Origin of the sequence: uncultured Wocania sp. (assembly GCF_964021735.1) — a bacterium.
Taxonomy (GTDB): Bacteria; Bacteroidota; Bacteroidia; order Flavobacteriales; family Flavobacteriaceae; genus Wocania_A.
In genome coordinates, this window is sequence record NZ_CAXIBN010000196.1 from 1 (window position 1) to 5,530 (window position 5,530).

3 protein-coding genes are annotated in these 5,530 nt (G+C 32.7%); all 3 read left to right on the plus strand.

The genetic code is table 11. From position 1 onward, the window contains the following. A partial coding sequence (locus tag AADI82_RS13375) for an arylsulfatase (protein ID WP_341216926.1) occupies positions 1 to 1,464 on the plus strand: 1,464 nt, incomplete at its 5' end. 66 nt (positions 1,465 to 1,530) lie between these two features. Then, a complete protein-coding gene (locus tag AADI82_RS13380) occupies positions 1,531 to 2,955 on the plus strand; it encodes a sulfatase (RefSeq protein ID WP_341216927.1) in 1,425 nt (474 codons plus the stop codon). 12 nt (positions 2,956 to 2,967) lie between these two features. Next, positions 2,968 to 5,530, plus strand: a 2,563-nt coding sequence (locus tag AADI82_RS13385) for an alkaline phosphatase D family protein (protein WP_341216928.1), incomplete at its 3' end; no start/stop codon positions are given.

The following is a 5,530-nucleotide window of genomic DNA, read 5'->3' on the forward strand; positions in this document are numbered from 1 at the left end:
ATCATCTATATTCTAGCAGACGATTTGGGATATGGCGAATTAGGTGCTTATGGACAAACTAAAATTGAAACTCCAAATATAGATGCTTTAGCAAAAAATGGTATGGTTTTTACGCAACATTATACCAGCGCTCCAGTTTGTGCACCTGCTAGATACATGCTATTAACAGGTAAACATTCAGGACATGCCTATATAAGAGGTAACGATGAGTGGAGTGAACGAGGTGATGTATGGAATTATAGAAAAACCATATTAGATTCTACATTAGAAGGTCAAAGACCCATACCTAGCAATACGCTTTTATTTCCAAAAAAACTAAAAGAGAAAGGCTATACCACAGGTATGGTTGGTAAATGGGGTTTAGGCGCACCACATACCGATGCATTACCAACAAAAATGGGTTTCGATTTTTTCTTCGGTTATAATTGTCAACGACAAGCCCACACTTATTACCCTGTTCATTTATATAGAAACGAGGAACGAGTGTATTTAAATAACGATACCATTAAACCTTCTAGAAAACTCTTAAAAAACGAAGATCCTAATAATCCTAATAGCTATAAAGATTATACATTAAATGAATATACCCCAGATTTAATGTTTAATGAGATGATTAGTTTTATCGATAGAGAAAAAAACAACCCTTTTTTCTTTTACTGGGCAACACCAATACCGCACAATCCTATTCAAGCTCCTCAAAAATGGGTAGATCATTATATAACAAAATTTGGGGAAGAAGAACCGTATCTAGGAGAGAGAGGATATTATCCTCACCAAAACCCAAGAGCAGGTTATGCTGCAATGATTTCTTATTTAGATGAAAACGTTGGAAAATTAGTAAAATATTTAAAAGAAAATAATTTATACGACAATACACTTATAATATTCACGTCAGATAATGGAGTTACTTATTCTGGTGGTACAGATGGCACTTTCTTTAATAGCTCTGGAGAGTTTGGCGAAGCTTATGGTAAAGCCAAAGGCTTTGTTTACGAAGGGGGTATAAGAGTACCCATGATTGCTTCATGGCCCAATCATATAAAATCAGAAAGTAAAACAAATCTAATTTCTGCGCATTACGATGTTATGGCTACGCTATCAGAATTAGTCGGATTTGAAAAACCATTAGATACAGATGGTATTAGTTTTCTACCTACATTACTAGGGAAAGATAATCAAATTAAACACGAGTTTTTATTTTGGGAATATCCTGAATATGGAGGGCAGGTAGCAATTAGAATGGGAGATTGGAAATTGGTTCGTCAAAATTTAAAAACAACGAAAAAAGAACCCACTTTAGAGTTGTATAATTTATTAAACGACCCTACAGAATCTAATAATGTAGCAAATAAATATCCTGAAATTATAAAACAAGCAGAAGCAATTTTTAAAAGAGAGCATCAAAATGCAGAAATAGAAAACTTTAGAATCCCATTAATTGAAAATGGTTTGCTAGCTAACTAGAAATAAAAATAGACAAAATGCTCTCTGGTAAGATTATAGATACTTAGGTTTTAATTAGACAAGATTATGAATTTAATTATAACAAAGGCTACAAAAAGCACTATTATATTAGCTGTAATTTTAACTATGTCAGCATGTCATTCAAAAAGAGTTAATAGAGAGACAGTTGAAAAACCCAATATCGTTTTTATTTTAGTAGACGACTTAGGCTGGAGCGATACAAGTTTTATGGGAAATCCTATATACGAAACCCCAAATTTAGATAGATTTTCTAATGAAGCTGTAGTATTTACTAATGCTTATGCACCAGCAGCAAACTGTGCGCCTAGCAGAGCATGTATTATGTCTGGTAAAAATACCCCTGCACATGGTATTTACACTGTAGGCTCGTCAGAACGTGGCAAATCTAAAGACAGAAAATTAATACCAACACCTAATACATTAACCTTAGATGAAGGTTTTACTACCTTAGCAGAAGCATTAAAAAATAATGGATATACAAATGCATCTATAGGAAAATGGCATTTGGGAGAAGACCCAAAAACACAAGGTTTTGATATAAATATAGGAGGTTCACATGCAGGTCACCCAAAGTCTTATTTTAGTCCTTATAAAAATAAAAATATTAAAGATGGAGAAAAAGGGGAATATTTAACAGATAGACTTACCAATGAGGCCATTAGTTTTATTACTGATAATAAAGAAAAACCATTCTTTTTGTATTTACCATATTTTACCGTACATACACCATTACAAGGAAAACAGAGTCTTATAGACAAGTATAATGCTAAGATTAATGGAGATAAGCGATTTAATGCAAAATATGGAGCCATGGTTGAGAGCATGGACGAAAACGTTGGAAAGCTAATTAATACATTAAAAGAACTTAAAATTGAAGAAAATACTATAATCGTTTTTCTTTCAGATAATGGAGGATTAGCATCAGTTTCAAATCAATTTCCTTTACGAGCAGGAAAAGGGTCTTATTATGAGGGAGGCATACGTGTACCATGTATAATAAAATGGCCAAATAAAATTAAAGAACATAAAAGGATAGAAACACCAATTACAGGTTTAGATATTTTTCCAACACTAATGGATGTTGTTAAAGATACAAATAATTATAAGTTAGATGGGATTTCATTATTACCATTATTAACAGAAAATAAAAATCTAGAACAAAGAGTCCTTATATGGCATTTTCCAATTTATTTGCAAGGCGTTAACCCTAAAAAAGATGATGCAAGAGATTCATTATTTAGAACAAGACCTGGAAGTGTTATAAGAAAAGGAAAATGGAAACTACACGAGTATTTTGAAAATGGCGAATTAGAACTTTATAATTTAGAAACAGATATTGGAGAAAGAGTCAATCTAATTGAAGACAGGCAAGACAAAGTAGAAGAATTATTAAACGAATTAAAAACCTGGAGGAAAGTTAATAAAGCACCTGTTCCAAAAGAATTAAACTTAGATTATAACCCTATTTAAAATAATTAATACATGAATCGTAGAGACTATATAAAGACATTTTTATTGGGGTCTGTAATACCTGTAACATCTGGTTACGGACTTATAAATCTTCCAATTACAGGATTCACCAACAATAAGCCTTTAGCCTTTAATAGCAAGTGGCATTTGTGGCAAGACATGAAATGGGTTGGTCCTCAATATTGGGGAAATAGACTTCAAGATTGGGAATTAACTAAAGGACAGGCTATATGTACCATAAAAGGTAAAAACAGAAATTTACATTTATTAACAGTGCAAAACCCAAAAGGCAATGCAGAATATGAAACTAAAGTAACCATCAATATTTTAGATTTTGAAAAAGAAAATTTTGAGACCAGTTTTTTTGGTCTAATACTTGGAACAAAAGGACGGTTTGACGATTATAGATCGGCAGCTGTTTTTGGAAAAGGATTAGATATAGGATTAAACCTAGATGGTAACGTAGTTTTTGGTAATGAAATTTACAAAACCAAATTGACTAAAATACCAGATACATTTACTATACGTGTAATTGTAAAAAATAAAGATATTAATAATCAAACACTTAAAATTGAAATTATTGATACTTTTAATAACGTATTGTACAACCTAAATAATATTGAAGTTGCTTGTGAAACCTTAAAAGGAGGATTTGCTTTACTATCGAATATTGATACAAAAAGAAATAATGATTATCTACCAGTAGTAGGGTTTGAAAATTGGAGTATAAACTCAGAATCTTTGTATTCTAATGAAGAAAATATATTTGGTCCCATTTGTTTTTCTCAATACACCTTGCATCGTAAAAAATTAAAAATAACAGCGCAATTATCTCCAGTAGAAGAAATTAAAGGGCATAAAGTATTGTTACAGTTTAAAAAAGAAAATAACTGGGTTACTCAAGAAGAACAGGTTATTAAAAATGCAGGTCGAGCTGTAAACTTTTCTGTAAGTAACTGGAATACCACTGCTAACATTCCGTATAGAATTCGTTTACAAATTCCTTTAACAGAGGAACTACATCAATATGATTATCAAGGAACTATTTTAGCCGAACCTAAAACCAAAAGCACACTCAAAGCAGCAGTGTTTAGTTGTAATTTCGATTATGGTTTTCCAGACTCAGATGTTAATGAAAATGTATCAAAATTAAACCCAGATATATGCTTATTCCTTGGAGATCAATTTTATGAAGCTACAGGAGGTTATGGAGTACAATTCAATGGAGATTTTGATAAAATGTGCTTAGACTATTTGCGCAAGTGGATGATGTTTGGTTGGTCTTATCGCGAACTATTTAGACACAGACCATGCGCTATTATTCCAGATGACCACGATGTGTATCATGGTAATATTTGGGGCGAAGAAGGAAAGTTAGCAGATAATAGTAATGGCTATGGTGCTCCATCTCAAGACAGTGGAGGATACAAAATGACTCCAGAGTGGGTTAATATGGTACAATACACTCAAACTAGCCATTTACCAGACCCATACGACCCTACACCCGTTAAAAATAATATAGGAGTCTACTATACACATTGGAATTATGCAGGAGTAAGTTTCGCTATCCTTGAAGATAGAAAATTTAAATCTGCACCAGCTCACATTTTACCTAAAGAGGCAAAGGTGAATAATGGATGGATTATGGCTGATGATTTTGATATTAAAGAATATAGAGATTTAGAAGCAGAATTGCTAGGAGCTAGACAAGAACAGTTTTTAGATGCTTGGGTTAATGATTGGTCTCAAAATACCGAAATGAAAGCTGTTTTATCTCAAACCAATTTTGCAACCGTAGCTACACTTCCTAAAGAAGCAAAAACAGGTGCAGTAATACCAAGTCTTTATATTCCAGAGATTGGTGAGTATATTAAAGGAGACAAGGCAACTGTCGATATGGATTCTAACGGATGGCCAGCCCAAAAAAGAGACAAAGCCATTAAAATTATTAGAAAAGCATTTGCCTTTCATATAGCCGGAGATCAACATTTAGGATCGTTTATTCAATATGGTATAGATGAATATGGTGACAGCGGATATGCTTTTGCAGGACCAGCATTAAACAACATTTGGCCTCGTCGTTTTTGGCCACCAGTAGATAGCTCTAACCATAGTTATAATAATCCTGCATATATAGGTAACCACCTAGATGGTTTTGGAAATAAAATGACAGTTAAAGCTATTGCGAATCCGCATAATATGCATTTAGAACCAGAAATTTTGCACAATAGAGCTGTTGGTTATGGTATAGTTACTTTTAATAAAAAGGATAGAATTATTAAAACAGAATGTTATAAACGATTTATAAACCCAGAAGAGGAAGAAGCTCAATACCCTGGTTGGCCAATTGTAATTAAACAAGAAGATAATTACGCCCGTTTGCCTAAAGCCTTTCTACCTGAAGTTAAATTTAAAGGCATAACAAAACCAGTAGTAAAAGTTATCAATGAGAAATCAAATGAAATGATTTATGCACTAAGAGTTAATCAAGATAAATTTAAGGCTAAAGTTTTTGATGAAACGGCAACTTACACAATGATAGTTGGAGATCCAGATACTAATATTTGGAAAAAAA